General features: G+C 71.3%; 25 protein-coding genes. 14 read left to right on the forward strand and 11 right to left on the reverse strand.

Translation table 11 applies throughout. The annotated features are described in order from the left end of the window. The first annotated feature begins 182 nt into the window (after positions 1-182). Genes ACZ6NZ_RS01180 through ACZ6NZ_RS01195 form a run of 4 tightly spaced genes read left to right on the forward strand, consistent with a single transcriptional unit; the run spans position 183 to position 4,411 of the window. Positions 183-1,001, forward strand: coding sequence for a PaaX family transcriptional regulator (locus ACZ6NZ_RS01180; protein ID WP_091394799.1), 819 nt, complete (start codon positions 183-185; stop codon positions 999-1,001). A 4-nt stretch (positions 1,002-1,005) separates the two neighbouring features. Further along, positions 1,006-1,797 (forward strand): enoyl-CoA hydratase-related protein, encoded by a 792-nt coding sequence (locus ACZ6NZ_RS01185; RefSeq protein ID WP_366605348.1) that lies wholly within the window; start codon positions 1,006-1,008, stop codon positions 1,795-1,797. 59 nt (positions 1,798-1,856) lie between these two features. Continuing rightward, on the forward strand, positions 1,857-3,155 hold the full coding sequence (locus tag ACZ6NZ_RS01190; protein WP_465854718.1) for a DUF1800 domain-containing protein: 1,299 nt from the start codon (positions 1,857-1,859) through the stop codon (positions 3,153-3,155). 14 nt (positions 3,156-3,169) lie between these two features. After that, a complete protein-coding gene (locus ACZ6NZ_RS01195) occupies positions 3,170-4,411 on the forward strand; it encodes a DUF1501 domain-containing protein (protein ID WP_465854720.1) in 1,242 nt (413 codons plus the stop codon). Here the strand turns inward: ACZ6NZ_RS01195 and ACZ6NZ_RS01200 are convergent. Beyond that, complete coding sequence (locus tag ACZ6NZ_RS01200; protein WP_465854722.1) at positions 4,408-5,031, reverse strand: hypothetical protein; 624 nt, start codon at positions 5,029-5,031, stop codon at positions 4,408-4,410. The two genes, ACZ6NZ_RS01195 and ACZ6NZ_RS01200, sit on opposite strands and share 4 nt — an antisense overlap. A gap of 13 nt (positions 5,032-5,044) precedes the next feature. After that, entirely contained in the window at positions 5,045-5,626 is a 582-nt protein-coding gene (locus ACZ6NZ_RS01205) for a DNA-3-methyladenine glycosylase I (RefSeq protein WP_465854724.1), read from the reverse strand. A 113-nt stretch (positions 5,627-5,739) separates the two neighbouring features. On the opposite strand from ACZ6NZ_RS01205, the gene ACZ6NZ_RS01210 reads away from it, so the two are divergent. Next, positions 5,740-6,660 (forward strand): sterol desaturase family protein, encoded by a 921-nt coding sequence (locus ACZ6NZ_RS01210; RefSeq protein ID WP_355005088.1) that lies wholly within the window; start codon positions 5,740-5,742, stop codon positions 6,658-6,660. On the opposite strand, the gene ACZ6NZ_RS01215 is transcribed toward ACZ6NZ_RS01210, so the two are convergent. Together ACZ6NZ_RS01215 and ACZ6NZ_RS01220 are read right to left on the reverse strand one after the other, a co-directional pair. Beyond that, complete coding sequence (locus ACZ6NZ_RS01215; protein ID WP_366605359.1) at positions 6,605-7,102, reverse strand: SRPBCC family protein; 498 nt, start codon at positions 7,100-7,102, stop codon at positions 6,605-6,607. The genes ACZ6NZ_RS01210 and ACZ6NZ_RS01215 overlap by 56 nt on opposite strands. Continuing rightward, complete coding sequence (locus ACZ6NZ_RS01220) at positions 7,099-7,713, reverse strand: DivIVA domain-containing protein (protein ID WP_465854726.1); 615 nt, start codon at positions 7,711-7,713, stop codon at positions 7,099-7,101. The genes ACZ6NZ_RS01215 and ACZ6NZ_RS01220 overlap by 4 nt, the downstream gene beginning before the upstream one ends. A gap of 156 nt (positions 7,714-7,869) precedes the next feature. Here ACZ6NZ_RS01220 and folP point away from each other — a divergent pair, with 156 nt between their 5' ends. Next, on the forward strand, positions 7,870-8,739 hold the full coding sequence (folP, locus tag ACZ6NZ_RS01225) for a dihydropteroate synthase (protein WP_465854728.1): 870 nt from the start codon (positions 7,870-7,872) through the stop codon (positions 8,737-8,739). 67 nt (positions 8,740-8,806) lie between these two features. Here the strand turns inward: folP and ndhC are convergent, their stop codons facing one another. Next, on the reverse strand, positions 8,807-9,184 hold the full coding sequence (ndhC, locus tag ACZ6NZ_RS01230) for an NADH-quinone oxidoreductase subunit A (protein WP_465854730.1): 378 nt from the start codon (positions 9,182-9,184) through the stop codon (positions 8,807-8,809). Positions 9,185-9,313: 129 nt separating this feature from the next. On the opposite strand from ndhC, the gene ACZ6NZ_RS01235 reads away from it, so the two are divergent. The 3 genes from ACZ6NZ_RS01235 (at position 9,314) to ACZ6NZ_RS01245 (ending at position 13,980) form a co-directional block, all read left to right on the forward strand. Continuing rightward, positions 9,314-10,882 (forward strand): hypothetical protein, encoded by a 1,569-nt coding sequence (locus ACZ6NZ_RS01235; protein WP_465854732.1) that lies wholly within the window; start codon positions 9,314-9,316, stop codon positions 10,880-10,882. A gap of 190 nt (positions 10,883-11,072) precedes the next feature. Further along, complete coding sequence (locus ACZ6NZ_RS01240) at positions 11,073-12,920, forward strand: 2-oxoacid:acceptor oxidoreductase subunit alpha (RefSeq protein ID WP_465854734.1); 1,848 nt, start codon at positions 11,073-11,075, stop codon at positions 12,918-12,920. Beyond that, positions 12,913-13,980: a 2-oxoacid:ferredoxin oxidoreductase subunit beta gene (locus ACZ6NZ_RS01245; protein WP_465854736.1), complete on the forward strand. Its 1,068-nt coding sequence runs from the start codon at positions 12,913-12,915 to the stop codon at positions 13,978-13,980. Before ACZ6NZ_RS01240 ends, ACZ6NZ_RS01245 begins: the two co-directional genes overlap by 8 nt. A gap of 72 nt (positions 13,981-14,052) precedes the next feature. Here the strand turns inward: ACZ6NZ_RS01245 and ACZ6NZ_RS01250 are convergent, their stop codons facing one another. Further along, positions 14,053-14,697, reverse strand: a complete 645-nt coding sequence (locus ACZ6NZ_RS01250; protein WP_465854738.1) for an FMN-dependent NADH-azoreductase — start codon at positions 14,695-14,697, stop codon at positions 14,053-14,055. 82 nt (positions 14,698-14,779) lie between these two features. On the opposite strand from ACZ6NZ_RS01250, the gene ACZ6NZ_RS01255 reads away from it, so the two are divergent. Then, on the forward strand, positions 14,780-15,259 hold the full coding sequence (locus tag ACZ6NZ_RS01255) for a MarR family winged helix-turn-helix transcriptional regulator (protein ID WP_465854740.1): 480 nt from the start codon (positions 14,780-14,782) through the stop codon (positions 15,257-15,259). 124 nt (positions 15,260-15,383) lie between these two features. Here the strand turns inward: ACZ6NZ_RS01255 and ACZ6NZ_RS01260 are convergent, their stop codons facing one another. Next, positions 15,384-16,397, reverse strand: a complete 1,014-nt coding sequence (locus tag ACZ6NZ_RS01260; protein WP_124777438.1) for a potassium channel family protein — start codon at positions 16,395-16,397, stop codon at positions 15,384-15,386. Positions 16,398-16,565: 168 nt separating this feature from the next. On the opposite strand from ACZ6NZ_RS01260, the gene ACZ6NZ_RS01265 reads away from it, so the two are divergent. The 4 genes from ACZ6NZ_RS01265 (at position 16,566) to ACZ6NZ_RS01280 (ending at position 19,554) form a co-directional block, all read left to right on the forward strand. After that, complete coding sequence (locus ACZ6NZ_RS01265; protein WP_465854743.1) at positions 16,566-17,078, forward strand: SigE family RNA polymerase sigma factor; 513 nt, start codon at positions 16,566-16,568, stop codon at positions 17,076-17,078. A gap of 11 nt (positions 17,079-17,089) precedes the next feature. Beyond that, the gene (locus tag ACZ6NZ_RS01270; protein ID WP_465854745.1) at positions 17,090-18,208 is read left to right on the forward strand and encodes a hypothetical protein; all 1,119 of its coding nucleotides are present in this window, start codon (positions 17,090-17,092) and stop codon (positions 18,206-18,208) included. 113 nt (positions 18,209-18,321) lie between these two features. Next, on the forward strand, positions 18,322-18,819 hold the full coding sequence (locus ACZ6NZ_RS01275; RefSeq protein WP_366605375.1) for a helix-turn-helix domain-containing protein: 498 nt from the start codon (positions 18,322-18,324) through the stop codon (positions 18,817-18,819). Positions 18,820-18,954: 135 nt separating this feature from the next. Beyond that, positions 18,955-19,554, forward strand: a complete 600-nt coding sequence (locus ACZ6NZ_RS01280; protein ID WP_465854747.1) for a ClpP family protease — start codon at positions 18,955-18,957, stop codon at positions 19,552-19,554. A 92-nt stretch (positions 19,555-19,646) separates the two neighbouring features. Here ACZ6NZ_RS01280 and ACZ6NZ_RS01285 read toward each other — a convergent pair whose 3' ends face one another. The 4 genes from ACZ6NZ_RS01285 to ACZ6NZ_RS01300 all read right to left on the reverse strand — a co-directional run bounded on the left by ACZ6NZ_RS01285 (position 19,647) and on the right by ACZ6NZ_RS01300 (position 25,245). Further along, on the reverse strand, positions 19,647-20,873 hold the full coding sequence (locus ACZ6NZ_RS01285; RefSeq protein ID WP_465854749.1) for a copper amine oxidase: 1,227 nt from the start codon (positions 20,871-20,873) through the stop codon (positions 19,647-19,649). 11 nt (positions 20,874-20,884) lie between these two features. Further along, the gene (locus ACZ6NZ_RS01290) at positions 20,885-21,586 is read right to left on the reverse strand and encodes a hypothetical protein (RefSeq protein ID WP_465854751.1); all 702 of its coding nucleotides are present in this window, start codon (positions 21,584-21,586) and stop codon (positions 20,885-20,887) included. Between the two features lie 64 nt (positions 21,587-21,650). Further along, entirely contained in the window at positions 21,651-21,779 is a 129-nt protein-coding gene (locus tag ACZ6NZ_RS01295; protein WP_465854753.1) for a hypothetical protein, read from the reverse strand. Positions 21,780-21,810: 31 nt separating this feature from the next. Further along, the gene (locus tag ACZ6NZ_RS01300) at positions 21,811-25,245 is read right to left on the reverse strand and encodes an RHS repeat-associated core domain-containing protein (protein ID WP_465854755.1); all 3,435 of its coding nucleotides are present in this window, start codon (positions 25,243-25,245) and stop codon (positions 21,811-21,813) included. Positions 25,246-25,311 lie beyond the last annotated feature (66 nt).

Below are 25,311 nucleotides of genomic sequence, written 5' to 3' on the forward strand. Positions count from 1 at the left end.
CCCTCAGACCTACACCAGGGTCGGTGGGTTGCCCCACAGCCACTTCGTCACGACCACCCGCAACGGTCGCGGGGGTGTCAACAAACGATTTTCCCTGATGAACACCGCCGGACCCAAACCGGAGCAGCATTGATGTAACAGCATCTAGCTTATCTTGAGAAGGCCTGTCACAATGTGCGGTCATGCAGGCACGGTCGGCACTCTTCGACCTGTACGGCGACCACCTCCGTCCGAGGGGTGGCCGGGCACCGGTTGCTGCCCTGGTCAAGCTACTGGCGCCGCTGGGAATCGCACCGCCGGCAGTTCGCACCGCCGTCTCCCGGATGGTGCGTCAGGGCTGGCTCGAACCCCTCCGGCTGGTCTCCGGACCCGGATATTCGATCACACCGAAAGCCGCCCGCCGACTCGACGAGGCAGCGGCCCGGATCTACCGGACCGGCCGGGTCACCTGGGACGGCCGGTTCGATCTGCTGGTGTTGGAGGCCCCGGGCTCCCGGCGGGACCGCCAGCGGCTCGCCGCCAACCTGAGCTTCCTCGGCTACGGGACGCTCGACGAGCAGACCTGGGTCGCCACCCGCCCCGCCGAGGACGTCGACCTGCTCCTCGCCGAGACCGGCATCCGGTTCGAGCGGTTCACCGCCTCACACTTCTCCGGCACCCCCGGGGCGATGGGCGTGGTCCGACGCGCCTGGAACCTGGCCGAGATCGGCCGCGCCTACGAGCGGTTCGTCGCCGACCAGCGCCCGCTGCTGGCCGCGGTCACCGTACGCAGCAGCGACGAGGAGGCGTACGCGACGCGGTTCCGCCTCGTGCACGCCTGGCGTACGTTCCTCTTCCAGGATCCGCAGTTGCCCCCGGCGCTGCTGCCCGAGCGGTGGCCCGGCACCGCCGCGGCCAGTTTCTTCGACCGGCACGCAGCCCGCCTGCGTCCGGCCGCCGACCGGTACGTCGAACAGTGCCTCGACGCCGGCAACCGCATCGTCCGACAGAAGGGTCGTTAGACACGTGACCGAGCCGCTGCTGGTCGACCGGACCGATGCCGTCGTCACCCTCACGCTGAACCGGCCGAAAGCGATGAACGCGCTCGACGTGGCGCTCAAGGAGGCGCTGCGCGACGCCCTCGCGGAGCTGGAGACCGACCGGTCTTGCCGCGCGGTCGTCCTGGCCGGGGCGGGCGGGTCGTTCAGCGCCGGGCAGGACCTGCGCGAGCACGTGGCCACCCTGGGCAACTCCGGCAATGATCCGCTGGGCACGGTGCGGGCGCACTACAACCCGATCGCCGCCCGGCTCGCCAACCTGCCCAAGCCGGTGATCGCCGCGGTTCGCGGGATGGCCGCCGGGGCCGGTGCGTCGCTGGCGTTCCTGGCCGACATCCGCATCGGCGGTCCGACCACCAGTTTCCTGATGGCCTTCGCCAAGGTCGGACTCGCCGCCGACACCGGCGCCTCCTGGACGCTGCCCCGACTGGTCGGGCACGCCAAGGCGGTGGAGCTGCTGATGCTGGCCGAGCCGGTCCGCGCCGAGGAGGCCTGCCGGTTGGGCCTGCTCAACCGGTTGACGGACGACGACGAGCAGGTCCTGCCCGTCGCCCAGGAGTTGGCCGCCCGCCTCGCCGCCGGCCCGACCGTCGCGTACGGGGCGATCAAGCGACAGCTCTCCATCGCCGACGCCGGCACCCTCGCCGACGCCCTCGCCGCCGAGGCGCAGGCCCAGTCGATCTGCGGCGCCACCGCCGACCACCGGGCGGCCACTCTCGCCTTCGTCGGAAAGCAGAAACCGGTCTTCGAGGGACGCTGAACGCGATCCGGACGCCGCCCTTACCGTCCTCGAACACGGGCCGCCTAGCGTCGTGGAGCATGAGCGATCGTGAAGCGGTGGCGCATCTGCTGCGCCGGGCCACCTTCGGGCCGACCGCCGACGAGGTGGACGTGGCCGAGCGGGCCGGAACGGCGGCGACGCTGGACCGGCTGCTCTCCCCGCCCGCGACGGACCGGGGAGCGGCGGCCACGCCGGTCCCGACGCTGCCCCCGGATCCGTCCGCCGGGCTGACCAAGGACTCCACCCGCGAGCAACGGCAGCAGGCCAACGCGGAGCGCCGCAGGCAACTCCAGCAGGTCACCGAATGGTGGCTGGACCGGATGGTGACCGCCGAGGACGGGCTGACCGAGAAGTTGCTCTTCTTCTGGCACGGGCACTGGGCGACCAGCGCCCAGAAGGTCAAGTCGGCGCGGCTGATGGTGGGCCAGTTGGAGACGCTGCGCCGGCACGGTCGTGGGCCGCTGGGCCCGCTGGTCGCCGCGATGGTGCGCGACCCCGCCCTGATCGTCTGGCTGGACGGGCAGAAGAACACCCGCAAGGCGCCGAACGAGAACCTGGCCCGCGAGCTGATGGAGCTGTTCACCCTCGGCATCGGCGCCTACGGCGAGGCCGACGTGAAGGCCGGTGCGCGGGCCCTGACCGGTTGGGTGGTCGACCGGCGTACCGGTGTGGCCCGCTTCGAGGCCCGCCGGCACGACAGTGGCGAGAAGACCATCCTCGGGCAGAGCGGCCGGTTCGACGCCGAGACGTACGCCGGCCTGCTGGCCGCCCAACCGGCGGCGGCGACCTTCGTGGCCGGTCGGCTCTGGTTCCGCTACGCGGGCAGCGACACCCCGGCACCGGACGGTCTGGCCGGCGCGGACACCGTCGCGACCCTACGCGCGCTCTTCTCCGCGCCCGCCTTCGCGCAGACCCGGGGCACGCTGGTGAAGCAGCCGGTGGAGTGGTTGGTCGGCGCGCTGCGGCAACTCGGTATCCGACCGTCCGCGCTGCCCGAGCAGCAACGCAGGCAACTGCTGGCCGGGCTGAACGCGCTCGACCAGGTGCCGCTGCGTCCACCCAGCGTGGGCGGTTGGCCGGCCGGGTCCGCCTGGCTGACCACCTCGTCGTTACAGGCCCGGCTGCGGACGGCCGGGGTGCTCGCCGCCGCCACGGCACCGGCGGTGCTGGCCCGGTTGACCGCCGCGCCCACTTCCGGGCGCCCGGACGCGCTGGCCCGACTGCTCGTGGTCGACGGCTGGGGCGCGCGCACCCGCGCCGCTCTCACCCCGCTGGCCGGTGAGCCCCGCAAGTTGCTGGCCGCCGGCCTGGTCAGCCCCGAATACACAGTCAGCTGAGCGGAGGAGTCGACATGGACACCCTGACCCGACGCAGGTTCCTGCTCACCAGTGGGGTGGTCGGCGCTGGCGCGTTGGCCGCCGGGGCCGGCGCGTACAGCCTGCGGGACCTGCTCGACACCAGCGGGGACCGCGACCCGCAGTCCCGCACGCTGGTGCTGGTGACCCTCTACGGCGGCAATGACGGCCTCAACACGGTCATTCCGTACGGCGACCCGGCCTACCGGGCGGCTCGCCCGGAGCTGGCGTACCCGGACGGGGAGGTGCGGCGGTTGGACGACGACTTCGGCCTCAACCCGGCGCTGGCCGGCCTGCACCAGCGCTGGTCCGACGGTGGGCTGGCGATCGTGCGTGGGGTCGGCTACCCGAAGCCGGACCGCAGCCACTTCCGTTCGATGGACATCTGGCACACGGCACAACCGGACCGGCCCGGCAACACCGGCTGGCTGGGGCGGTGGCTGGACGGCACCGGCGGCGACCCCCGGCTGGCGGTCTCCTTCGAGCCGGCGCTGCCGCCGCTGCTGGCCGGGGCGCGGAGCGCCGGTGCGGCAGTGCCGGTGACCGACCGCAAGGCCGCCAAGGGCCTGCCGGCGCAGACGCTGACCGCGTTCGAAGCCGCCGAGCCGGGTGAGTCCGCCGCGCGAGCCCGGGTCGCCGCCTGCTTCGCCGACCTGCGGTCGGTGGACGAGATGATCCGCCAGGTACGCGACTCCGACAACCCGGACACAGCGGACCCGGACGGCGAGCAGGCCCCGGCCACCGCCACCGGCGGGGCGAAGACTCCGCTGGACGCGCAACTGGACCTGGTCGCGCAGTGCGTCGAGGCGGGAGTGTCCACCCGGGTCTTCTCGGTGTCGCTGGGCGGCTTCGACACGCACGCGGACGAGAAGCAGTTGCAGGCGGTGCTGCTGGGTCAGCTGGACCGGGCGTTGACCGGGTTCGCCGACCGGATGAGTCGCACCGAGGCGGGCCGGAAGGTGGTGGTGGCGGTCTACTCCGAGTTCGGCCGTCGGGTACGCGCCAACGCCTCCGACGGCACCGACCACGGCACCGCCTCGGACGTGCTGCTGCTCGGGGCGGGCGTCCGGGGCGGCTGGCACGGCGCACCGCCGAGCCTCACCGACCTCGACGACGGCGACCTGAAATACACGACGGACTTCCGGGACGTCTACGCCACGCTGCTGGAGCGGGTGCTGGACACCGACCCGGGCCCGGTCCTCGCCGACTGGCGGGGACGGGTCGACAAGCTCTTCTAGTCGTCCTCTTCCGGGTCCTGGTTGGCCTGCTCGCCCAGCACGAACGCCTGCATGGCCAGCTCGTCGCCGGCCGGCGAGACGAAGGCGGGCAGCTCACGCGGGCCCAGCTCCTGCACGTAGGACCAGAACAGCCGCACCGCCTCGGCCGGCGTGTCGGCCTCGATCGGCAGGTCGAGGCTGACCAGCCAGGTGCGGCGCGCCGGGGGCGGGCCGAGCTGGTCGGCCAGCGCCCGGAAGGCCGCCGGCTGCACGGCGGTGACCGGCCCGTCGAGCGTCAGCAGGTCGGCCGGCACCGGCTCGTCGAAGGCCCGCCGGGTGTACGCGACCACGAGCGTGCCCGGCTCGACCGGGGACTGCGGGTCGTCCGGGTCCTCGCGGTGGCGTCGTCCCGGCTCGGTGACCCGGCCGAGGGCCACCAGCCGTGGCGGCGCGTCGACCAGCACCGCCACCTGATCGCCCGGCCCTGGCCGGGTGACGTCGGTCAGCCCGGTCAGCTCCAGCGTGTCGTGGTGCACGAGCCGCTCGGCCTCGTACCGTTCGGCGGGCAGCAGCACGGCCCAGGTGCCCGTCCCGTCGGCGTTGCCGGCCGCACCGGTTCGGTGCGCGGTCTCGGTCGTCATGCCTGCCATCTCATCACGCCGGCTGTGGAAGGGTGACGTGACAGCCGACGATGTGATCGTCGACCATCCCGGTGGCCTGCATCAGCGCGTACGCGGTGGTCGGGCCGACGAACCGGAAGCCGCGCTTCTTGAGCGCCTTGGCCATTGCCGTCGACTCCGGGGTGATCGGCGCCAGCTCGGCGAACGAGGCGGGGCGCGTCGGCCGGGGCTCCGGCGCGAAGGACCAGAGCAGCGCGGACAGGCCCTCCGGCAGCTCCAGTGCGGCGCGGGCGTTGGCGACAGCCGCCTCGATCTTGGCCCGGTTGCGGACGATCCCGGCGTCGGCGAGCAGCCGGCTGACGTCGGCGTCGTCGTAGCGGGCGACGGTCGGGATGTGGAAGTCGTCGAAGGCCAGTCGGAACGCCGGACGCTTGCGCAGGATGGTCAGCCAGGACAACCCGGACTGGAACGCCTCCAGCGTCATCCGCTCGTAGAGCGCGTCGTCTCCGCGCAGCGGTCGCCCCCACTCGGTGTCGTGGTAGACGGCGTAGTCGGGGGTGCTCGACCCCCAGGCGCAGCGGGCCAGCCCGTCGGGGCCGATCACCAGGTCAGTCACCCCGTACACGCTAGGGCATCCGTCCGACAGCCCATTGCCACCGGCCGCCCGGCTGCCTATGGTGCTTGTTACCGACCGGTAGGTCGAGGTCACCCAAGGGTGCGCCCCGACCGGTGACGGCGAGCGGAGGCCGCGCGGTGAAGGAGTTCCCGGACGTCATCGCCTGGTCGATCCCGGCCTTCGTGCTTCTCATCGTGTTGGAGCGAATCTCCTACCTGCTGCACCGCGACGACGACGAGGTCGGCTACGGCGGCGCCGACACCGCGACCAGCCTGACGATGGGGCTGGGCAGCATCTTCGCCGACCTGCTCTGGAAGGTGCCGATCGCCGCCGCGTACGCGCTGCTCTACGCGCTCACCCCGCTGCGGGTCGCCGAGCTCTGGTGGACCTGGCCGCTGATCCTGCTCGCGCAGGACTTCTGCTACTACTGGTCGCACCGCGGCCACCACGTGATCCGCATCCTCTGGGCCTCGCACGTGGTGCACCACTCGTCGCAGCGGTTCAACCTCTCCACCGCGCTGCGCCAGCCGTGGACCGGCCTGACCAGTTGGGTGTTCTACATCCCGCTGATCCTGGCCGGCGTCCACCCGGCCGTTGTCGCGTTCTGCGGCTCGGTCAACCTGCTCTACCAGTTCTGGATCCACACCGAGCGGATCGAGAAGATGCCGCGCTGGTACGAGGCGGTGTTCAACACCCCGTCGCACCACCGGGTGCACCACGCGTCGCAGGGCAGCTACCTGGACCGCAACTTCGGCGGCATCCTGATCGTCTGGGACCGGCTCTTCGGGTCGTTTGCGCCGGAAGGGGAACGTTGCGTGTACGGCCTGACCAAGAACGTCGGCAGCTACAACCCGGTCCGGGTGGCCTTCCACGAGTACGCCTCGATCGCCCGGGACCTGCGCGCCGCGGTGACCTGGCGGCACCGGGTCGGGCATCTCTTCCGCGCACCGGGCTGGCAGCCCGCACCGGGCTCCCCGGTCAGGGCAGCCGGCCCTGCTCGACCAGACGGGCAAACCTCTTCAGCGCCTGGGTGAGGCCGAGCTTGGAGCCGGGCCAGAGCACCGGCCACGCCAGTCGGCCGGCCCGACCGCCCGGCAGGTGGAACCACTCGTGCCAGACGACCTGGGTGCGGTTCCGGTCCAGCTGGGTGCAGCGCAGCACCCCCGGGCCGCGCAGCAGCTGACCGTGGTGCACGACGCCGATCTCGTACGGCTCGTCGACCCGCACCACCAGCATCTCGTCGCGCAGCGTCGCCCGGCCGAGCGCGGTCACCGCCTCGATCCGGCTGCCCTCACGGCCATCGCCCTCGACCACCCGGACGCGGGTGAACGGGATCCAGTCGGACTGACGTTCCCAGGCGAGCAGCGCGGCGAACACCCGATCCGCCGGGGCCTCGACGATCACTGTGGCGGTCACCTCTCCCGCGCCGGGTCGGGCCGCCTCGCGAAGATCGTCAGCGCCCTCCGGCTCGGTCACGCCGACTCCGACCGAACCACCGCGTCGTGCTGGTCGGTGCCGGCGGTTCGCGCACGATCGGCCGACTCGTCGTCGGCGGGTGCGGCGGCGGGTGCCACCCCGTCGGAATCCGCCGGGGACGAGCTGGCGGCGGGCAACGGGCCGGGAGTCGTCGAGCCGACCGGGGCCGAACCCGCCTCGCCGGTCAGCGGCACGTCCGTGCCCGACTCCACCGGCTCGGCCGACTCGCCCGCGTCCGCGGGAGTCACCTTGCTGGCGGACTGCTCGCGGGCCTGCCGCAGCACGTCTGCGTCGTCGGTGCGCCCCTCACGCAAGGCGATGACCTCCGACTCCAGTACGCCGATCAGCTCGGACTTGTAACCGATGTCGTAGGCGGCACGGCGCAACGCCTTATCGACCTGGTCCATCCGGTACCCGCGCAACCCGGTGTCGAAACGGACCGCCCCCACGTCGGATTCGCGCAACGGCCGGGTGCCCGGCAACGCCACGGCCTGCGAATCCGGCTCGGCCGGCACCAGGCCGGGATCACGCCCGCTGACCAGCACCGTCACGCCGAATATCACCGCCGCGACTGTCAACGCCACGACCAGGAGGAGCAGAAGCTGACCCATGTACTGATCGTGGCATGGCAGCCGGCCGGGAGCGACCCCGCCACCCGCCTCGATCACGATCGGTGCCGACGCCCGCCCGGGACGATGGGCGGGCGACCGACTAGCGTCGGGACCGGCTGACGCGGCGGCGGCGGCGCGAACTTGCAGGAGGCGGGCATGGCCGGGGCGCTTCGGCTGGGTGGGCACACGTTCGCCCCCGGCGAGCTGGTGGTGATGGCGATCATCAACCGCACGCCGGACTCGTTCTTCGACCGCGGGGCCACCTACGCCGCCGACAGCGCCCTGCGCGCGGTGGAGCGGGCGGTGGACGAGGGCGCGGCCATCATCGACATCGGCGGCGTCAAGGCCGGCCCCGGCGCGGACGTGGACGTCGCCGAGGAGATCCGGCGCACGGTGGACACCATCGCCGCCGTCCGGGCCGCGTTTCCGGACGTGGTGATCTCCATCGACACCTGGCGGGCCGAGGTGGCGACGGAGGCCGTGGCGGCCGGCGCCGACCTCCTCAACGACACCTGGTCGGGCCCCGACCCGGCGTTGGTCCGGGTGGCCGCGCGGACCGGTGCCGGCCTGGTCTGTTCGCACGCCGGCGGGCTGACGCCACGGACCAGGCCGCACCGGGCCGCCTTCCCCGACGTGGTCGCCGACGTGGTCGCGACGGTGACCGGGCTCGCCGAGCGCGCGGTGGCGGCAGGGGTACGCCCCGACGGCATCCTCATCGACCCGGCGCACGACTTCGGGAAGAACACCCGGCACTCTCTGGAGATCACCCGCCGACTGGACGAGCTGACCGCGACCGACTGGCCGGTGCTGGTGGCGCTCTCCAACAAGGACTTCATCGGGGAGACGTTGGGCCTGCCGGTGGCCGAACGGCTGGAGGGGACGCTGGCCACGACGGCCGTCTCGGCCTGGTTGGGTGCCCGGGTGTTCCGGGCGCACCAGGTCGGCCCCACCCGCCGGGTGCTGGACATGGTGGCCTCGATCCGAGGCGACCGCCCGCCCACCGCCACCCGCCGAGGGCTCGCCTGACCGGTCGTCGCCGCGACTGACAGCGAACGGTCCGCGGGACCGACACGATCGCCGGAAGCAGTGGCGCTCAGGTCCAGCGGAGGATGTTCCTACGCCAGGCGTAGAGAATGCCGAGTGCGAGCACGGCCACGAAGACCGCCATCTCCACCACCGTCACCAGACCGAAGCCCGGCCGGTCGAAGACCACCGCCCAGGGGAAGAGGAACACCGCCTCGACCGCGAACAGCACGTAAAGGTAGGCGTACACGTAGTAGCGGATCTGCATCTGCGCCCAGTCGGCACCGACCGGGTCGAGCCCGCACTCGTAGTTGGCCCGCTTGCCGAGCGGGTCGGCCGGACGCGCCGGGCGTAACACCCGGTTGGCCGAGAACGCCGTAACGAAGAAGAGAACGCTGGCGAGCAGCAGGAGCCCGAGCGTCGCGTACGAGCCCAGGTATCCGTTCACAGTCGGCAGCCTACCGTCCGCCCGGACGGGCCGTCCCAAACACGTTACGGATTTGTTTCCAGATGGGACTAGTGCTCCAGGGCAACTGTTACCGAATACTGGACCCTCACCCATGTCACCGGAGGACAGATGGCCCGCGTGAAGGCATCGCCCGGTAACCGGGCGGAGGGGCGGCGTTCCACGCCCCTGCTGGCGACCGCGCTCGCGCTCGGCCTGCTCACGGCGCTCGCCGTGGGGCCGGCCTGGGCCAGCGCGGCCGCACCGGACACGGAGCCGGTGACGACCTCGGCCGAGCCGGTGAACGAGCCGGGAGGCGAGGAGCCGCCGACCACACCGGCGGAGGAGCCCACCCCGACCGAGGACCCGGGCGGTGAACCGGAGCCGACCGCGCCGGCACCCGAGACCTCCGCGCCACCACCGGAGACGACACCACCGGCACCGGTGACCACCGCCCCGGAGATCCCGCCGGCGCCGACCACCACCGCGCCCGCGCCGGGCGGCACCACCCGACCGCCCACCCCGGCTCCCCCGGTGCCGCCGACGGCGCCCCCCGCCCCGCCGACACCGCCGGGGCCGACGGTCCGCCCGCCCGCCCCGGGTTCGGCGCCGCCGCCGCAGAGCCCGCTGGGCGTGCAGGTCACCACCGGCGACGTCAGCCTCACCGAGGAGTACTGGAACACGCCGAGCACGGCGGCCACCCTCCAGGTCACCGTGCACAACACCGGCACTACGACCGAACAGATCCGACTCTCGTACACGCTGCCCGTCGGGCTGACCGACGCCGGCACGAAGGGCTGCGCGGCCGCCGGTGGTGGGACGTACCGGTGCGGTGCCTGGACCGCCCAAGCGGGCGTCCGGTTCAGCACCGTGCTGCGGCTGCGGGTCGCTGGCACGGCGTGGAAGCAGATGCCACTGAGCGGCTCGGTCCAGGTCATCGCGGACGCGCCGGAAGCGGCAGGGGAGGCGACCGACGACCAGGGCTTCGCGGTGCTCTTCCCGGCGGGCCCGCCGGTGCCCGGGATCGCGCTCGCCGCCGACGAGGTGGCCTTCGACATCAGCGGCGGCCCCAGCACCCTCACGCTCCGGCTGGGCAACACCGGCGCGGTGGACGCCGCCGGTCGGGTCGAGGTCGTCCTGCCGGCCGGGGTGACAGTCTCGACCCCACCGCTCGGTTGCGTCGCTGTCGACCCGACGCGTACCCGCTGCGACGCCGGCCTGGTGCTGGCGGGCACGACCGCCGAGGTGCAGCTGCCGGTGGAGGCGACGCCGCAGGCGCAGCGGGAAGCGCCGCTGTCCGGTGCCGTGATCGGGCAACTCGATCCACGCAGCGGCCCGACCCGGCGGGTGCAGATGAGCTTCCGGATCACCGCGGCAGCCGCACTGGCGACGCCGGTGGTCTCCCCACCTGCGCCGACCGGCTCGCAGGGCGTACTCCCCGCCGGTGCCACGAGCGGAGACGGCGGGTTGACCTCGGTTCAGCGCACCGCGTTCATCCTGATCGTGGTCTCCACGCTGCTGGTGGTGCTGGCCCTCACGCTGGCCACGACCTCGCTGCGCCGCCGGTTCGGCGGTCCACCTCCCGAGCCCGCGCCCAACCCCGCCGACCGATCGATCGACGACCCCGGCACCGCGCGACCGGGGTCGTCAGCGCGACCGGGTGGTGATCTGAATTACGGCGGGCGGTGCGTAAGCCCGTAAAGGCGGGCATTTCACATACAGATCCGGTCCCAGTCGGCGGACCTCCGGGGATGGTTAGGGCTCCCTTAGACGTAGGCTCTCAGGAGAGGAACGCCAGCGGCCGGACCAGCCTGGGGCGGTGCGGTGAAGCGTTGCGTCGAGGAGGTTCCGTGGCCGGGCAAGCCCCGCAGTCGCGAACGAAGGTGGCACAGTGACCAAGCAGATCCGTCAACTCGACCGCGTGGTCATCCGGTTCGCCGGTGACTCCGGCGACGGCATGCAGCTGACCGGCGACCGGTTCACCTCGGAGACGGCGCAGCTCGGCAACGACATCTCCACACTGCCAAACTTCCCCGCCGAGATCCGTGCTCCCGCCGGCACCCTGCCCGGCGTGTCGAGCTTCCAGGTGCACTTCGCCGACTACGACATCCTCACCCCGGGCGACGCGCCCAACGTGCTGGTGGCGATGAACCCGGCGGCGCTCAAGGCCAACCTGGCCGATCTGCCGCGCGGCGCGGACATCATCGTCAACACCGACGAGTTCACCAAGCGCAACCTCGCCAAGGTCGGCTACCAGAGCAGCCCGCTGGACGACGACTCGCTGGCCGGTTACGTGGTGCACCCGGTGGCGCTGACCTCGATGACCGTCGGCGCGCTCGCGGCCCACCAGGTGTCCAAGAAGGACGCCGAGCGGTCGAAGAACATGTTCGCGCTCGGCCTGCTCTCCTGGATGTACTCCCGGCCCTACGAGTCGACGCTGCGCTTCCTGGAGCGCAAGTTCGCGGCCCGTCCGGAGCTGGTCGCCGCGAACGTCGCCGCCTTCAAGGCCGGCTGGAACTTCGGCGAGACCACCGAGGACTTCGCGGTCCGCTACGAGGTCAAGCCGGCCAAGATGAAGCCGGGCACCTACCGCAACATCACCGGCAACGCGGCTCTCTCGCTGGGGCTGGTCGCCGCCGGGGTCCGCTCCGGGCTTCCGGTCTTCCTCGGCGCGTACCCGATCACGCCCGCGTCGGACATCCTGCACGAGCTGAGCAAGCACAAGCGCTTCGGCGTTCTCACAGTGCAGGCCGAGGACGAGATCGCCGCCGTCGGCGCTGCCCTGGGCGCCTCCTACGGCGGGTCGCTCGGGGTGACCACCACCAGCGGCCCCGGCGTGGCGCTCAAGAGCGAGACGATCTCGCTCGCGGTGGCGCTGGAGCTGCCGCTGGTGATCGTGGACGTGCAGCGCGCCGGCCCGTCGACCGGCATGCCGACCAAGACCGAACAGGCCGACCTCAACATGGCGCTCTACGGTCGGCACGGCGAGGCGCCGGTCGCGGTGATCGCGCCCCGGTCGCCGTCGGACTGCTTTTTCGCGGCGCTGGAGGCGGCCCGGATCGCGCTCACCTACCGCACCCCGGTGATCCTGCTGTCCGACAACTACGTCGCCAACGGCTCCGAGCCATGGCTGCTGCCCGACGTGGAGTCGCTGCCCGACCTGCGGGTCGAGTTCGCCACCAAGCCCAACGGCGAGGACGGCACCACCTTCCTGCCCTACCTGCGTGACCCGGAGACCCTGGCCCGGCCGTGGGCGATCCCCGGCACCGCGGGCCTGGAGCACCGGATCGGCGGTCTGGAGAAGGCCGACAAGACCGGGGACATCTCCTACGACCCGGCCAACCACGACTTCATGGTGCGCACCCGGGCCGCGCGGATCGAGACCATCGGAGTGCCGGACATCGAGGTGGAGGACCCGGACGGCGACGCCCGGGTGCTGGTCCTCGGTTGGGGCTCGACGTACGGGCCGATCGGCGCGGCGTGCCGCGGGGTCCGCCAGCGTGGCCTCTCCATCGCCCAGGCGCACCTGCGGCACCTGGCGCCGATGCCGGCCAACCTCGGTGAGGTGCTCCGCTCGTACGACAAGGTGGTCATCCCGGAGATGAACCTGGGCCAGCTGGCACACGTCATCCGGGCCCGCTACCTGGTCGACGCGATCAGCTACAACCAGGTCCGCGGCCTGCCGTTCACGGCCGCCGAGCTGGAGACGACGCTGGAAGAGGTGCTGAAGAATGTCTGAGCCCGTCGCCGTCAAGCTCACCGCGAAGGACTTCAAGTCCGACCAGGAGGTGCGCTGGTGCCCCGGCTGCGGTGACTACGCGATCCTGGCAGCGATCCAGCAGTTCATGCCGGAGCTGAACATCCCCCGGGAGCGCACCGTCTTCGTCTCCGGGATCGGCTGCTCGTCCCGCTTCCCGTACTACATGAACACGTACGGGATGCACTCGATCCACGGTCGGGCCCCGGCGATCGCGACCGGCCTGTCGGTGTCCCGGCCGGACCTGTCGGTCTGGGTGGTCACCGGCGACGGCGACGCGCTCTCCATCGGTGGCAACCACCTGATCCACGCGCTGCGTCGCAACGTCAATCTCAAGATCCTGCTGTTCAACAACCGGATCTACGGTCTGACCAAGGGCCAGTATTCTCCGACGTCCGAGGTCGGCAAGGTCACCAAGTCGACACCGGCCGGCTCGGCGGACGCCCCGTTCAACCCGCTCTCGCTCGCCCTCGGGGCGGAGGCCAGCTTCGTCGGCCGCACCATCGACTCGGACCGCAAGCACCTCCAGTCGGTGCTGCGGGCCGCCGCGGAGCACGAGGGCTCGGCCTTCGTGGAGATCTACCAGAACTGCAACATCTTCAACGATGGGGCGTTCGAACAGCTCAAGGACCCGTCGACCCGGGACGACTACCTGATCCGCCTGGAGCACGGGCAGCCGATCACCTTCGGCGCTGCTCGCGAGCCGAACGGCCAGCCCGGCGGCGCGGACGGGCAGTTCTGTGTGGTACACCCGCCGGGTGGCTTCGGCCTGGAGGTCCGGGAGACCAGCTCCGTCCGCCCGGAGGAGATCGTCGTGCACGACGCGACGGTGACCGACCCGGCGTACGCGTTCGCGCTGTCCCGACTGCCCGGCCTGGACCTGCGCAACACCCCGATCGGGGTGTTCCGCTCGGTGGACCGACCGTCCTACGACAGCGTGGTGCAGGCTCAGCTCGCAGCCGCCAAGGCGACTGTCACCGAGACTCCCGAGCAGCAGCTCGCCGGCCTGCTGGGCAGCGGCGACACCTGGACGATCATCTGACCGGTCCACACTGACGAGAGCGGCCGTCCCCGATCCGGGGGGCGGCCGCTCTCTCGTCGTACGGACGATGGCTCAGCGCTGGGCGGAGGCCGGCGTCCAGAGGTTGTCGATCTCCTTCTCGGTGGCCGCGAGACTCGCCTCGTGCAGCGGGATCAGCTCGGCCATCGCCGGCACCGACGGCGCCAGGGTCAGTTCGGTACCGATGAAACGCGGGTCCAGGCCGGTCATCGACAGACCGTGCGGGAGCCACTGCTCGGCGTGGTCCCAGCCATGGCGAGGGGTGCCCTCGCCGTAGCCACCGCCACGGGTGGCCAGCACCACGAACTCGCGGCCGCCGAGCAGGCCCTCCTGGGTCGTCGGGTCGTAGGTGAGACCGGCGACGATCAGGTGGTCGACCCAGGACTTCACGCTGCTGGGCACGCCGTAGTTGTAGAGCGGCAGCCCGAGCAGCACCACGTCGGCCCGCTTGACCTCGTCGACGACCTGCAGGCTGCGCTCCCATGACTCGCGCTGCGCCGGGGTGTGCTGCTCCGGTGGCGTCATCCGGGCGAGGCCGCCCTCCGAGTCCAGGTGCGGCAGCGGCTCCGCGCCCAGGTCCCGGTAGGTCACCGTGCCGTCCGGGTGAGCCGCACGCCATGCGTCGACCGCGCGGGCGGTGAGCCGCCGGCTGACCGACCAGTCACCGCGGATGCTCGAGTCGATATGCAGCAGATGCATTATTCCTCCTCTAGGAATCGTCTGTGAAGCATCAACTATTTATAGCAGGCCGATGTTCCGCAGACTCGGTAGACTGGGTCACATGTCCGCGCAGCCGCTCGATTCCTCCGAGCACCGCTCGGGCGCACTCCTGGACCATCTGGCCCGGCGGATGCGACTGCGGTCGGAGTCGGTGCTGGCGCCGCTGGGACTACGCCCCCGGCATCTGGTCGCGCTCACCGTGCTGCGCGCCGGCGGCGGCACCGGTCAACAGGCGCTCGCCACCATCCTGGAAATGGACAGCACCAACATCGTCGGGCTGCTCAACGATTTGGAGTCAAAGCAGCTGATCGAGCGCCGGCGCTCACCCGAGGACCGTCGCCGACACGTCGTCGAACTCACCGAAGACGGTGCGAAACGCCTCAACGAGGCGGAATGCGCGCTGGCCAGCGCCGAGGACGAGGTGCTGGGCGCGCTGGATCGGACCGAGCGGGAGACGCTCTACGAGCTGCTCAGCCGGGCCTCCACCGGCACGGCGGTCACCTGCACCGAGGCGATCTGCGCCACCGACGACACCTGCTGACGCCGCCTCACCCAGCGGCGGAGCCGTCAGGCGGCGGCAGAGCCGTCACATTGCCGACAGCGCGGCGGGCACACCACGCCAGCGGCCCGAGCGGACGCGCCCGGCCGCCGACGGGGGCGGAGGGTCAGGCGGTGGTCGCCGACTGGGGACGGTCGTCGCGTACGTGCACCAGCATGTCGCCGGTCTCGATCACCGCGCCGGCCCGGTCGGCCAGGGTGACCACCTTGCCCCGCCGCACCAGGGCGATCACCAGCGAGTCCAGCTCGCGCGGCGAGCGACCCACCTCGTCCCGCTCCGCCGAACGCATCGCCAGCGCCATGCCCTGGCCGGGGGTGAGCAGGTCCTCCACCACGTCGATGAGCGGCGGTGCCGAAGTGGAGAGGCCGAGCAGCCGGCCCGCCGTGGCCGAGGAGACGATCACATGGTGTGCGCCGCTCTGCTTGAGCAGCGGGGCGTTCTCCGCCTCCCGGGCCGCCGCGATGATGCGGACCTGACCGGCGGTGAGCTGCCGTACCGTCAGCGCGACCAGCACCGACGCGTCGTCGCTGTCGGTCGCGATGATCACGGCCTTCGCGTTCTTGACGTGCGCCTCGTTCAGCACCGACGAGCGGGTCGCCGAGCCCTCGATCGCCACCAGCCCGGCAGAGGTGGCCTGCCGCAGGGCGGCGGCGCTGCGCTCCACCACCACGATCCGCGAACGGTCCAGACCGTTCTCCATCAGGGCGGAGACAGCGCTACGCCCCTTGGTGCCGTAGCCGCAGATGATGACGTGGTCCTTCACGGCTCTCCTCCACCGCGACAGGCGACGGCCGGTCCGGTACTGCTCGGTCAGAACTTCCAGGGTGGTGCCGACCAGGATGATAAGGAAGATCACCCGGGCCGGGGTGATGAAGAGGACGTTGACCAGCCGGGCCGACGGCGCGGCCGGGGTGATGTCCCCGTAACCGGTGGTCGAGAGCGACACGACCGCGTAGTAGAAGCAGTCGAGGAGGGTGAGACCGTCCTCATTCACATCGCGGTAGCCGTCCCGGCCGAGGTAGACCGCGGCGACCACCGCGAAGACCAGGCCCAGGGCGGCGGCGAGCCGAAGGCTCAGCGCGCTCAGCGGCCCCCGACGCTGCGCGGGAAAATGGATCACCGTCGAACCTGCTCCCCCGCCGTCGCCTGCACGCCCACAACATAGCGGGTACGGCATCGATCGCACGTCCGGGTTGCACACCGGACAACCCGCGCCACTCTCGCACCCGACTACCTGACGACAACGACGAACCGGTGCAGGCCGGCAGACGGAGGGGGCGCGACCCTCGTGACGACAAGCGGCAGACAGCGGGCCGAGGCCGACCACGAATACACCGAGTACGTCAGGTCCCGGATGGCGCAGTGGCGGCGCACCGCCTACCTGATGTGCGGGGACTGGGACCGGGGCGACGACATCCTGCAACGGGTGCTCACCGAGCTGTACCGCTCGTGGGCCCGGGCGCGGCAGGCCGATCACCTGGACGCTCTGGTTCGCACGATGCTGCTGCGGCGACTGATCGACGAGCGGCGGTTGCGGTGGACGCGGGTCCGCCTCGGCACCGCGCTGCCCGACGTGTCCCGGGCCTTCGCCGACCCGACCGACCGGATCACCCTGGTGGGCGCGCTGCGGCAGGTGCCTGCGCGCCAACGGGCGGTGCTGGTGCTGCGTTACTTCGAGGACCTCAGCGTCGAGGAGACCGCCCGAGCCATGGGCTGCTCGACGGGGACGGTGAAGAGCCAGACCGCCAAGGGTCTGGCCACCCTGCGCAGCCTGCTCACCCCCACCCTGACCGGCAACTGAGAGGAGCGACGATGCTTGACGAACGCCAGATCGGCGACCTGATGCTGACCGAGATCGAGTCCGCCGAGCGGCCCTCCGCCGTGCTGGACGTGGACCGGGCGATGACCACCGCGCGGCGGCAGCGCCGCCTCACCCGGGGAGCCGGCGCCGCTCTGCTTGCGGTGGCGCTGACCGTCGGCGGGCTCACCGTCCCCGACCTGCTGACCCCGGACCGCACGCCCGCCGCAGGTCCGGCCGGCCCGGCGCCCGTTTCCGGTGAGACCGGCCTTCCGGCCGCGCTTACCACTGTCGACCCACAGCGGGTGTACGTCCGGTTCGGCTGGCTGCCGGACGGGATGCGCGATCTTCATTACCAGGCCGGGCTGCTGCTCTCCGGTCCCGGTGTGTACCTGAGCGCCACCAACGGCCGCAACGACGACATGCGCCAGTTCGTGGCTGTCGCACTCCTGCCCAGGGGCGTGGAGCCACCGGCACCGCAGCGGGACAGCGCTGAACCCGCGGTGGCCGGTAAGCCCGCCGCCGGGCCACAGCTCAACGGCGGGGACAGCGTCTTCGTCAGCTACTCGGGGGCCGAGAGATCGGAGGCGATCCTGCGCTGGCGGTACGCCCCGGACGGTTGGGCACAGGTTCGGGTGTTCGGTCTGACATCGGACGTGCGGGACGCGGCGGCACGGGTGGCCGGCTCGCTGCGCTTCGGCGACACAGCCGTTCCGATGCCGGCGACCGTGGCGGGCGTGCCCGCCAACCTGCGGTTGATCAACGTCGACGTGTCCGAGTCACTTGACGAGCCCAGGACCTGGTACGCGGGGTGGACCTGGACTCCGAAACCGGCCACCGCCGACCCCGGCCAGCAGCGGGCCCGGACGTTGAGCGTCGGCGTGTCCCGCTATCGCAACGTGACCGACCCCGCCGACCGGGCGTACGTCGACCCGAACACCACCCTGGATGGGCACCCGGCGCGGTTCGGGGGAGAGAACGGCAACGAGTCGCTGACCGTGTACGACGTCAACGGGGCGAACGTGTCGATCGACGACAGCGCCCTGCTCCCGGCCGGTGGCACCCGGGCCCTGTTCCCGGCGGTCACGCTGGTGCCCGAGCCGGCCACCTGGCACACCCACCTGAGCCGGTGAGCGCCCCGGGTCCGCGCCGTCGGAGCGGCGCGGACCCGGACGGGTCGGCCCGGACGGCCGGGGACGGGCATGATGAGGGTGTTCCCGACGACGACCGCGAAAGTGAGGCCGGCATGTCGTTGCTGCGACGAGTCATCGGCGGGGTGCTGCGTCGCCACCGCCAGCGTCAGGGCCGCACACTGCGCGAGGTGGCCGAGTCGGCCGACGTGTCGGTGCCCTACCTGTCGGAGGTGGAGCGGGGCCGCAAGGAGGCCTCGTCCGAGGTGCTCGCGGCGATCTGCCGGGCGCTCGGCATCAGCCTCGCCGACCTGCTCGGGGAGGCCCGCGACGACATGCGCCGGGTCGAACCCCGTCTCCCGGCGGCACCCCGCGCCGCGCTGACCCACCTGGAGCCCGTCGAGGCGGTCCGACGTGAGATCGGCAATGCCACCCTTCTGGTGGGTCCGCTCGGCGGCGGGCTGCCCCTGCAGCGGGTGCCCAAGGCCGGCGAGCCGACCATGCGGGTCGGCGTGGCGGTCTCCGCTGGTGGCTCGCGCCCCGGCCCGCGTACCCCTTGCCTGGCTGGCCGGGAGTCGGCCCCGGTCGGCGGGCGGCGGTTGACCGCCGCGTAGGCCGCGCCGTTCTGCCGTCGGCGGATCTGCCGGCGGCAGAATCCGTGGGCTGGCCGTCGCGACCGCCGGCACGCTGGAGGGGCCGGTCCACCGGGTGGTCCCACCGCCCGCCGGCACGGCGGAAGGCGGCGGCACATGATGGGGTACGGGGTGCAGATGCTCAACGGCGGGCAGCCGACCTTCGGTGACCAGGTGTTCGAGCGGCTGCTGCGGGAGCGGATCGTCTTCCTCGGCACCGAGGTGACGGAGGAGTCGGCCAACCAGATCTGCGCGCAGATCCTGCTGCTGGCCGCCGAGGACGACGACCGGGACATCTACCTCTACATCAACTCGCCGGGCGGTTCGGTGAGCGCGGGGATGGCGGTCTACGACACGATGCGGTACGTCCGCAACGACGTGGCGACGCTGGCGCTCGGCTTCGCCGGCTCGATGGGGCAGTTCCTGCTCTGCGCGGGTGCGGCCGGCAAGCGGTACGCGCTGCCGCACTCGCGGATCATGATGCACCAGCCGTCCGGGGGGATGGGCGGAACCGCCGCCGACATCACCATCCAGGCGGAGAACATGCTGCACGTGAAGCGGACGATGCAGGAGCTCATCGCCCAGCACAGTGGACGTACCCTCGACGAGATCCAGCGCGACTGGGACCGGGACCGGTGGTTCACGGCCGAGCAGGCCCGGGAGTACGGCCTCATCGACCAGGTGGTCACCCGAGCCGAACAGCTGCCGACGCTCTGATCGACGTCTGGTGGCCGGGGAACCCGGGCCGCCGCCCCGGGGCGGGGCGGCGTCTGGCTCACCTACGCCGCCTGAGTCGCCCACCGCCCCGGTCAGGGGCGGCCGTTGATGCTCGCTCGCGCGCTCGGTGCCAGCGGGTTGGTGGCGGTCAGGTCCCGGGGCAGCAGGTCGAAGCCCTGCCAGTGCACGCGCATCGGGCTCTGGTCCTCGTCGCGCGGCAGGTGGTGGAAACCGATCCGAACCCAGAGCACCGGATCGGTGAGCGTCTCGCCGTTCACGTAGTCCACCACGGACCGGGCCGCGCACTCCGGGTCCAGGTTGAACGAGGCGAACTTCTCGCAGGCCCGCGCCTCGGTGACGGTCAGGTCGGGTGCCATCTCGGGCCGGCTCTCGTAGTCGTCGTTCGCACCGGTCACGAGTTGGTAGGAGCGCGGGTGCCCGTCTGCGTTCGGTGCGGCGTCGCTGACGACGCGCCACCACCTGCGGTTCGCGCCGGTCAGCGCCCGTTCGGTGGGAATGGCGGTGCGGGTGGTGGCGAGGATCGCCGAGCGGCGGCCCTGCTGCCCGGTGGGCGCGGTGTCGAACTGCTCGACGCGTTCGCTGCCCAGGCCGGGATCGACCCGCCAGACCGCGTTGTGGTGATGCGCCGCCGCGTGGTCGGAGGCGCCCGGGCCGATCGGCTGGCCGTACCGCGCGGAGGTGTAGTCGGTCGGGGACAGATCACCGGTGGCGCCGAGCCGGGCGGTGAACCGGCCGTCGTCGCCGAACCGGTACTCGGTGACGTACTCGTACCAGCCGACCTTGGAGATGGTCCGCAGCACCAGGTCGATTCCCTGGCGGGAGTAGAGGTAGCCGTCGTCGGCGACCCGTTGCGCCGGGCCGGTGGGCTCGGCGACGACACAGAGGACCTTGCCGCTGTCGTACGCCGCCCGCCGCGACCCGCCGGGGCACTCGCGCTCGGGCAGACGCTGCATCGCGTCGCCGCCGAAGCCGTACGAGGTGATGTCGTTCCACTCGGTGGTCCCGGTGTCGTACGGCACGTTGAGCTGGCCGAGCGTCACCGACTCCAGCACTGTGGTGACCGGGCCGCCGCGGAAGCTCAGCCGGACGTCCTCCAACACCAGCCCGGTCTGCGGGTCGACGTGCCAGCACATCTGCCAGCGGGCGCCGCCGGGCAACGTCTCCCGGACGGTGGCCGCCGGGCCGCAGGCCGACGTGGCGGGTTCCTCGGCGTGGCCGGCGCTGGCACCGGCCAGCCCGGAGGCCAGGATCACCGACAGCGCGGCGGACAGGGCGAGGGCCAGGGTGCGCTTGGTCATCGCGGGGCTCCTCAGGGCAGACGGACGACGGTGCCGGCGGACAGGTCGACGACCAGGTCGGTGAGATCCACGTAGGGCTCACCCGGCCGGTGCAGGAGCAGCAGGACGCAGCGGTGCACCGCGCACGGCTTATCGGTGTAGGTCTGCGCGCCCGGCTCAAGCTCCGCCGCCGACGCCGGTGCGGTGCCGGTGGCCTGCCGGAACCGCTCGCGCATCAGCTCGCCGAGGTCGTGCCGCCAGAGCAGGTCCACCGCCGTCGCCACCTCCCTCGGGGTGGCCGGCGGTTGCATGCCGCTGGCGGCGAACGTGCCGGTGACCCGCCCGGCGGTGAGGTCGACGACGACCTTGACCAGCTTGTCGCCACGGTAGTCATAGGCGAGCACGTCGGCTCGGCGTGCGCTGCCGTCGCCGTCCGCGCGGCGGACGGTCAACAACTCCGGCCCGGCCGCTCCGGTGACGTCGGTGGGCCCAGCCGGCCCAGCGGTCGCCAGCCCGGCCAGTGCCAGCTCGCGGGCCCGGTCGGTCTCGGCCGGGGTGAGCGGGTCCCGCCCGGTGCCGGTGGCCGGCACCGGAACCTCGGGCGGGTCGGTTATCCGGGGGACGACGAGCGCGGCGCCGGGATTCTCCGCGCCGGCCGACGAGCCGAGCACCCAGCCCAGTGACCACATCGCGACCACCGCCGCGACCATGGCCGCGGCTGTTCTCTTCTGCATGTGCCGGCCCCCCGTGAGTGTGCCGGGCCGGCCGGTCGTGACCGGCCGGCCCGGATCGTGCGTGCTACTTGTTACGCGAACGCAGGAACAGGATCACCACGATGGCGACCGCCACGAGGACGAAGAAACCGACCAGCACAGGTGCGGCGACTGGTGACTTCGGTCCGCCAACCACGGCGAGGTTTTCGAGCATGTCCATCTCCGTCCGATGAGGAGGGTGCGGGTCAGAACTTCTGTGTTCCCGAAATGCCCAGCGAACAACCCGCTCCGGTGCTGCCCGGACTGACCGAGGCGCTGTACTCGTCCTCACCGGTCGCCGCGGACTCCTCGACGTTGGCGTTGAACGGCCCGGCGTGACACTGTCCGTACCCGCTGACGCCCTCCTCGACGGTGCCGCCACCGATCTCGCTGTTGAAGCCACCACCGGCGCCGACCCCGATGGTGCCGGTGACGCCCTGGTTGCCCTGGTCGTCGATCTCGTAGTTCAGACCGGCGCAGATGACGTAGCAGACCTCGAAGCCGATGCTGGCCACCACCAGACCCGTCGGGTCCGAGTTGTTGATCGGGTCGGCCCCGGCGAACGCGTAGCGGTTGCCCACCGTCGGGTCGCCGATGGTGTTGAGGCTGTCCTGCTGGGTGAACCGGCCGGTCTCCGGGTCGTACCACCGCTTGCCGAACTTCGTCAGCCCGGTGCTGGCGTGCCGGAGCCCGCCGGCGTAGCCGATCGCAAACGAGTTGACCACCGGCTGGTTGGCAGTGGTGTTCGTGGTGCGGCCGTACGGGTCGTAGGTCCAGTGGCCGGCGTAGGTGCCGTTCTGGTTGGTCAGGCCGACCACCGAACCGTTGCCGTCGATCGTCGGGAAGTAGTGCACCCACTTGCCGGTCTTCTTCTCGGCGACCCGCACACCCACCAGCGCGCCGGTGCCGTCCCGCTCCAGGTAGTGGGTGTCACCGTCGACGGCCTGGTAGTCCTCCAGCGAGGTGCCGCCCTGCGAGCCACGACCCCAGGCGAAGTACATCTGGTCGTTGTCGTCCTCGTCCACCCAGACGGACTCCAGCTCGGACTGGTCGCCGGTCAGGTAGTGGAAGTAGGCGTCCTTGTTGCCACTGGTCCGGTTGCCGATCGTCTGTCCGGCCGCGTTGTAGTCGGTGCTCCGGGTGGCCGAGCCGTTGAGCTGGTTGCCCGCGCCGTCGTACGAGTAGCCGCTGGAGGTGATCTGGTTGGCGGAGTTGAATGTCAGCCGCTGCGTCTCGGTGCCGTTGACCTTGACGGTGGTGCGGTTGCCGTTCGCGTCATAGGTGTAGTCGAACGTACCCGGCGCCAGGTTGGTGGCCTTGGTCAGCCGGTTCGCCTTGTCGTACGTGTAGACCTGCACGACACCACCACGGTGGTGCTCGATCTGCCACTGGCGCAGCGAACTGTCCTGGGTCGTGTCGGTGGTGTTGCACGCGGCGGTGCCGACCCGCTTGCTGTAGCAGTACGAGACGTCGTACGTGACGAACTCCTGGTCGGCGTTGTTCACCCGCTCCCACCGCTTGCTCGTGGTCCGGGTGATGCGGCCCGACTTGTCGTAGGTCAGCTTGGTGTGCGCGGTGGTGGTCGGTCCGGCGTCCTCGACGCTGAGCTTCGTGTCGGTGCGTCGACCCTCCTTGTCGTACTCGAAGGTGTAGGTCGCGCCATCGACCTCCATCTTCTTGAGCAGGTTGCGCTTGTCGTACGAGTAGACGGTGTCGCCCCGGTAGTCGCCGTGCAGCTTGGTCAGGTTGCCGGCCGGGTCGTACGTGTACTGCGTCAGGTAGTAGTCCGGCCCCCGCTGGACGAGTCGGTTGAGCCGGTCGAAGACGAACGTCTCGCTCTTGCCGCGGGTGCGCTCGACCAGGTTGCCGGAGCCGTCGTACTCGTACTCCATCGACTCCGTGTCGTCGGAGTACGTCGTCCGAACGAGGCGGTCGTCGGTGTCGTACTCGTTGGTGGTGACCCGTCCGCCGCCGTCGCTGGCGGTACGCACCCGGCCGAACGCGTCGTAGGTGAACTCCCGCTTGGCCAGGCTGTTGCCGGTGGGCGGGGTGATCGTGATGAGCTGCTTGTCGCTGTTGTACGCGTAGTTCGTCGGGTTGCCGGTGTTCGCCGGGTCGGTGGCGGTCTTCACAGTGCCGTCACTGTTGTAGTCGACCTTGGCCTCGGCCGCCTCGGCGTTCTTGGCCGACATCTTGTTGCCGGCGCCGTTGTACGAGTACGAGCTCTGGTTCTTCTGCGCGTCCCCGCCGCTGGAGGGCTGGTAGCCGGCGGTCGGGTTGGACGACGTGGCCGCGTTGTTGTACGCCGCCGAACTCGACGCGCCGGTCGGCGTGGTGGTGGAGGTCAGCGACTGACCGTTGTTGGCGTCGTACTTGTTGCCGACGCTCTGCCCCATCGCGTCGGTCGAGGTCGCCACGTCGTGGTACGGGGTGTAGGAGCGGCTGCGCTCGTTGCCGTCCGGGTCGACGGCCTTGGTGATCCGCTTGTCACTGTCGGTGGTGTAGGTGGTGTGCGCGACATCCGACACCCGCTTGGTGATGTCGGTGTTCGGGTCGGCCACCTGCACCTCGGTGGATGACGTGTACCCCCACCGGGTGATCGCGAGCCGGCCGTCCGGGTTGTCCACCGACTCGTTCTCCAGCACGCGGACGACCGCGGCGACGCGGTGCAGGCTGTCGTACTCGACCCGGGTCTCGGTGCCCGGCTCCGAGGAGAACCCGGTGCTGATCCGCTTCACCCGCTGGGACGAGTCGTAGGCGAACTTCACCGCGCGCCCGGAGGTGGGCATGATCTGCGTCAGGTTGCCCGCGTTGTTGTACGAGTAGATGACCTGGCGCGAGTTGGAGGCGTCGACCGCCTGCTGGAGTCGCTGGATCCGACCGTTCTTGTACGTCACCACAGCGGTGCGCGCGCCGGTGGCACCCCGGTCGGTGACCACCTTGGTCAGCTCGCCGGAGCTGTTGTACTGGTAGTCGATGACGTTGTCGTTGCGGTCCTCGACCTTGTCGAGCAGCCCGGACGAGGTGAAGTACATGTCGCGTCCACCGCTGTTCTCGGTGAACTTCCAGCCCGAGCCGTCCTGCTTCAGGGTGCCCTTGAACTCCTTGGGCGTGTCGTAGCCGCCGCTGACCGGCGTGAACGTGCCGACCAGCCCGTCCGCTGCCGCGTACGTCACCGAGTTGTCGTCGTTCTTGATGAGCTTGACGTCCGGGCCGGTACGCGACCGCCAGCCGCGCCCGTGTGCGCCGGTCTCGATGTCGCTGCCGACCAGCAGGCTGTTGAACGCCGCACCCAGCACCACGTTGGTGCTGATGCCCGGCAGCACCAGGTCGGTGGTACGCAGGAGGAGGTTGCCGGAGCCGGCGTGGACCTGGAGCACCACCCGGTCGGACAGGTCGAAGGTGGTGAACGTCGCGTTCGTACCGGCACCCGTCCCCTTGGGCACCTCCACCGCGCCGGGGACCATCGCGAGCGTCCCGTTGCTGGGGCCGAGCGCGAGACGGCCGGAGCCCGGCGAGCCGGGCTGCACCGGGGTGGCCTTGGGGGCCTTCTCCGGAGCGGCGAGCGCCGGCCCGGTCACCGGCATGAGAACGGTCGCGGCGGAAACCGCCACGACCGTGAACACTCTGAGAACGCGCACTACCGAACCTCCCCGTAGTCATGGCAAAGCACGGGAAGGCTCCCATCGAGATCACTGGATGGTCTG

The sequence above is a fragment of the Micromonospora sp. NPDC047756 genome (assembly GCF_055587245.1).

What these genes read in the sequence shown, in the direction of transcription:
- ACZ6NZ_RS01180 (WP_091394799.1), top strand. Translation starts at nt 183, where the DNA reads ATGCAGGCACGGTCGGCACTCTTCGACCTGTACGGCGACCACCTCCGT.
- ACZ6NZ_RS01190 (WP_465854718.1), top strand. Translation starts at nt 1,857, where the DNA reads ATGAGCGATCGTGAAGCGGTGGCGCATCTGCTGCGCCGGGCCACCTTC.
- ACZ6NZ_RS01195 (WP_465854720.1), top strand. Translation starts at nt 3,170, where the DNA reads ATGGACACCCTGACCCGACGCAGGTTCCTGCTCACCAGTGGGGTGGTC.
- ACZ6NZ_RS01200 (WP_465854722.1), bottom strand. Translation starts at nt 5,031, where the DNA reads ATGACGACCGAGACCGCGCACCGAACCGGTGCGGCCGGCAACGCCGAC.
- ACZ6NZ_RS01220 (WP_465854726.1), bottom strand. Translation starts at nt 7,713, where the DNA reads ATGGGTCAGCTTCTGCTCCTCCTGGTCGTGGCGTTGACAGTCGCGGCG.
- folP (WP_465854728.1), top strand. Translation starts at nt 7,870, where the DNA reads ATGGCCGGGGCGCTTCGGCTGGGTGGGCACACGTTCGCCCCCGGCGAG.
- ACZ6NZ_RS01235 (WP_465854732.1), top strand. Translation starts at nt 9,314, where the DNA reads ATGGCCCGCGTGAAGGCATCGCCCGGTAACCGGGCGGAGGGGCGGCGT.
- ACZ6NZ_RS01245 (WP_465854736.1), top strand. Translation starts at nt 12,913, where the DNA reads ATGTCTGAGCCCGTCGCCGTCAAGCTCACCGCGAAGGACTTCAAGTCC.
- ACZ6NZ_RS01250 (WP_465854738.1), bottom strand. Translation starts at nt 14,697, where the DNA reads ATGCATCTGCTGCATATCGACTCGAGCATCCGCGGTGACTGGTCGGTC.
- ACZ6NZ_RS01255 (WP_465854740.1), top strand. Translation starts at nt 14,780, where the DNA reads ATGTCCGCGCAGCCGCTCGATTCCTCCGAGCACCGCTCGGGCGCACTC.
- ACZ6NZ_RS01270 (WP_465854745.1), top strand. Translation starts at nt 17,090, where the DNA reads ATGCTTGACGAACGCCAGATCGGCGACCTGATGCTGACCGAGATCGAG.
- ACZ6NZ_RS01275 (WP_366605375.1), top strand. Translation starts at nt 18,322, where the DNA reads ATGTCGTTGCTGCGACGAGTCATCGGCGGGGTGCTGCGTCGCCACCGC.
- ACZ6NZ_RS01280 (WP_465854747.1), top strand. Translation starts at nt 18,955, where the DNA reads ATGATGGGGTACGGGGTGCAGATGCTCAACGGCGGGCAGCCGACCTTC.
- ACZ6NZ_RS01285 (WP_465854749.1), bottom strand. Translation starts at nt 20,873, where the DNA reads ATGACCAAGCGCACCCTGGCCCTCGCCCTGTCCGCCGCGCTGTCGGTG.
- ACZ6NZ_RS01290 (WP_465854751.1), bottom strand. Translation starts at nt 21,586, where the DNA reads ATGCAGAAGAGAACAGCCGCGGCCATGGTCGCGGCGGTGGTCGCGATG.
- ACZ6NZ_RS01295 (WP_465854753.1), bottom strand. Translation starts at nt 21,779, where the DNA reads ATGCTCGAAAACCTCGCCGTGGTTGGCGGACCGAAGTCACCAGTCGCC.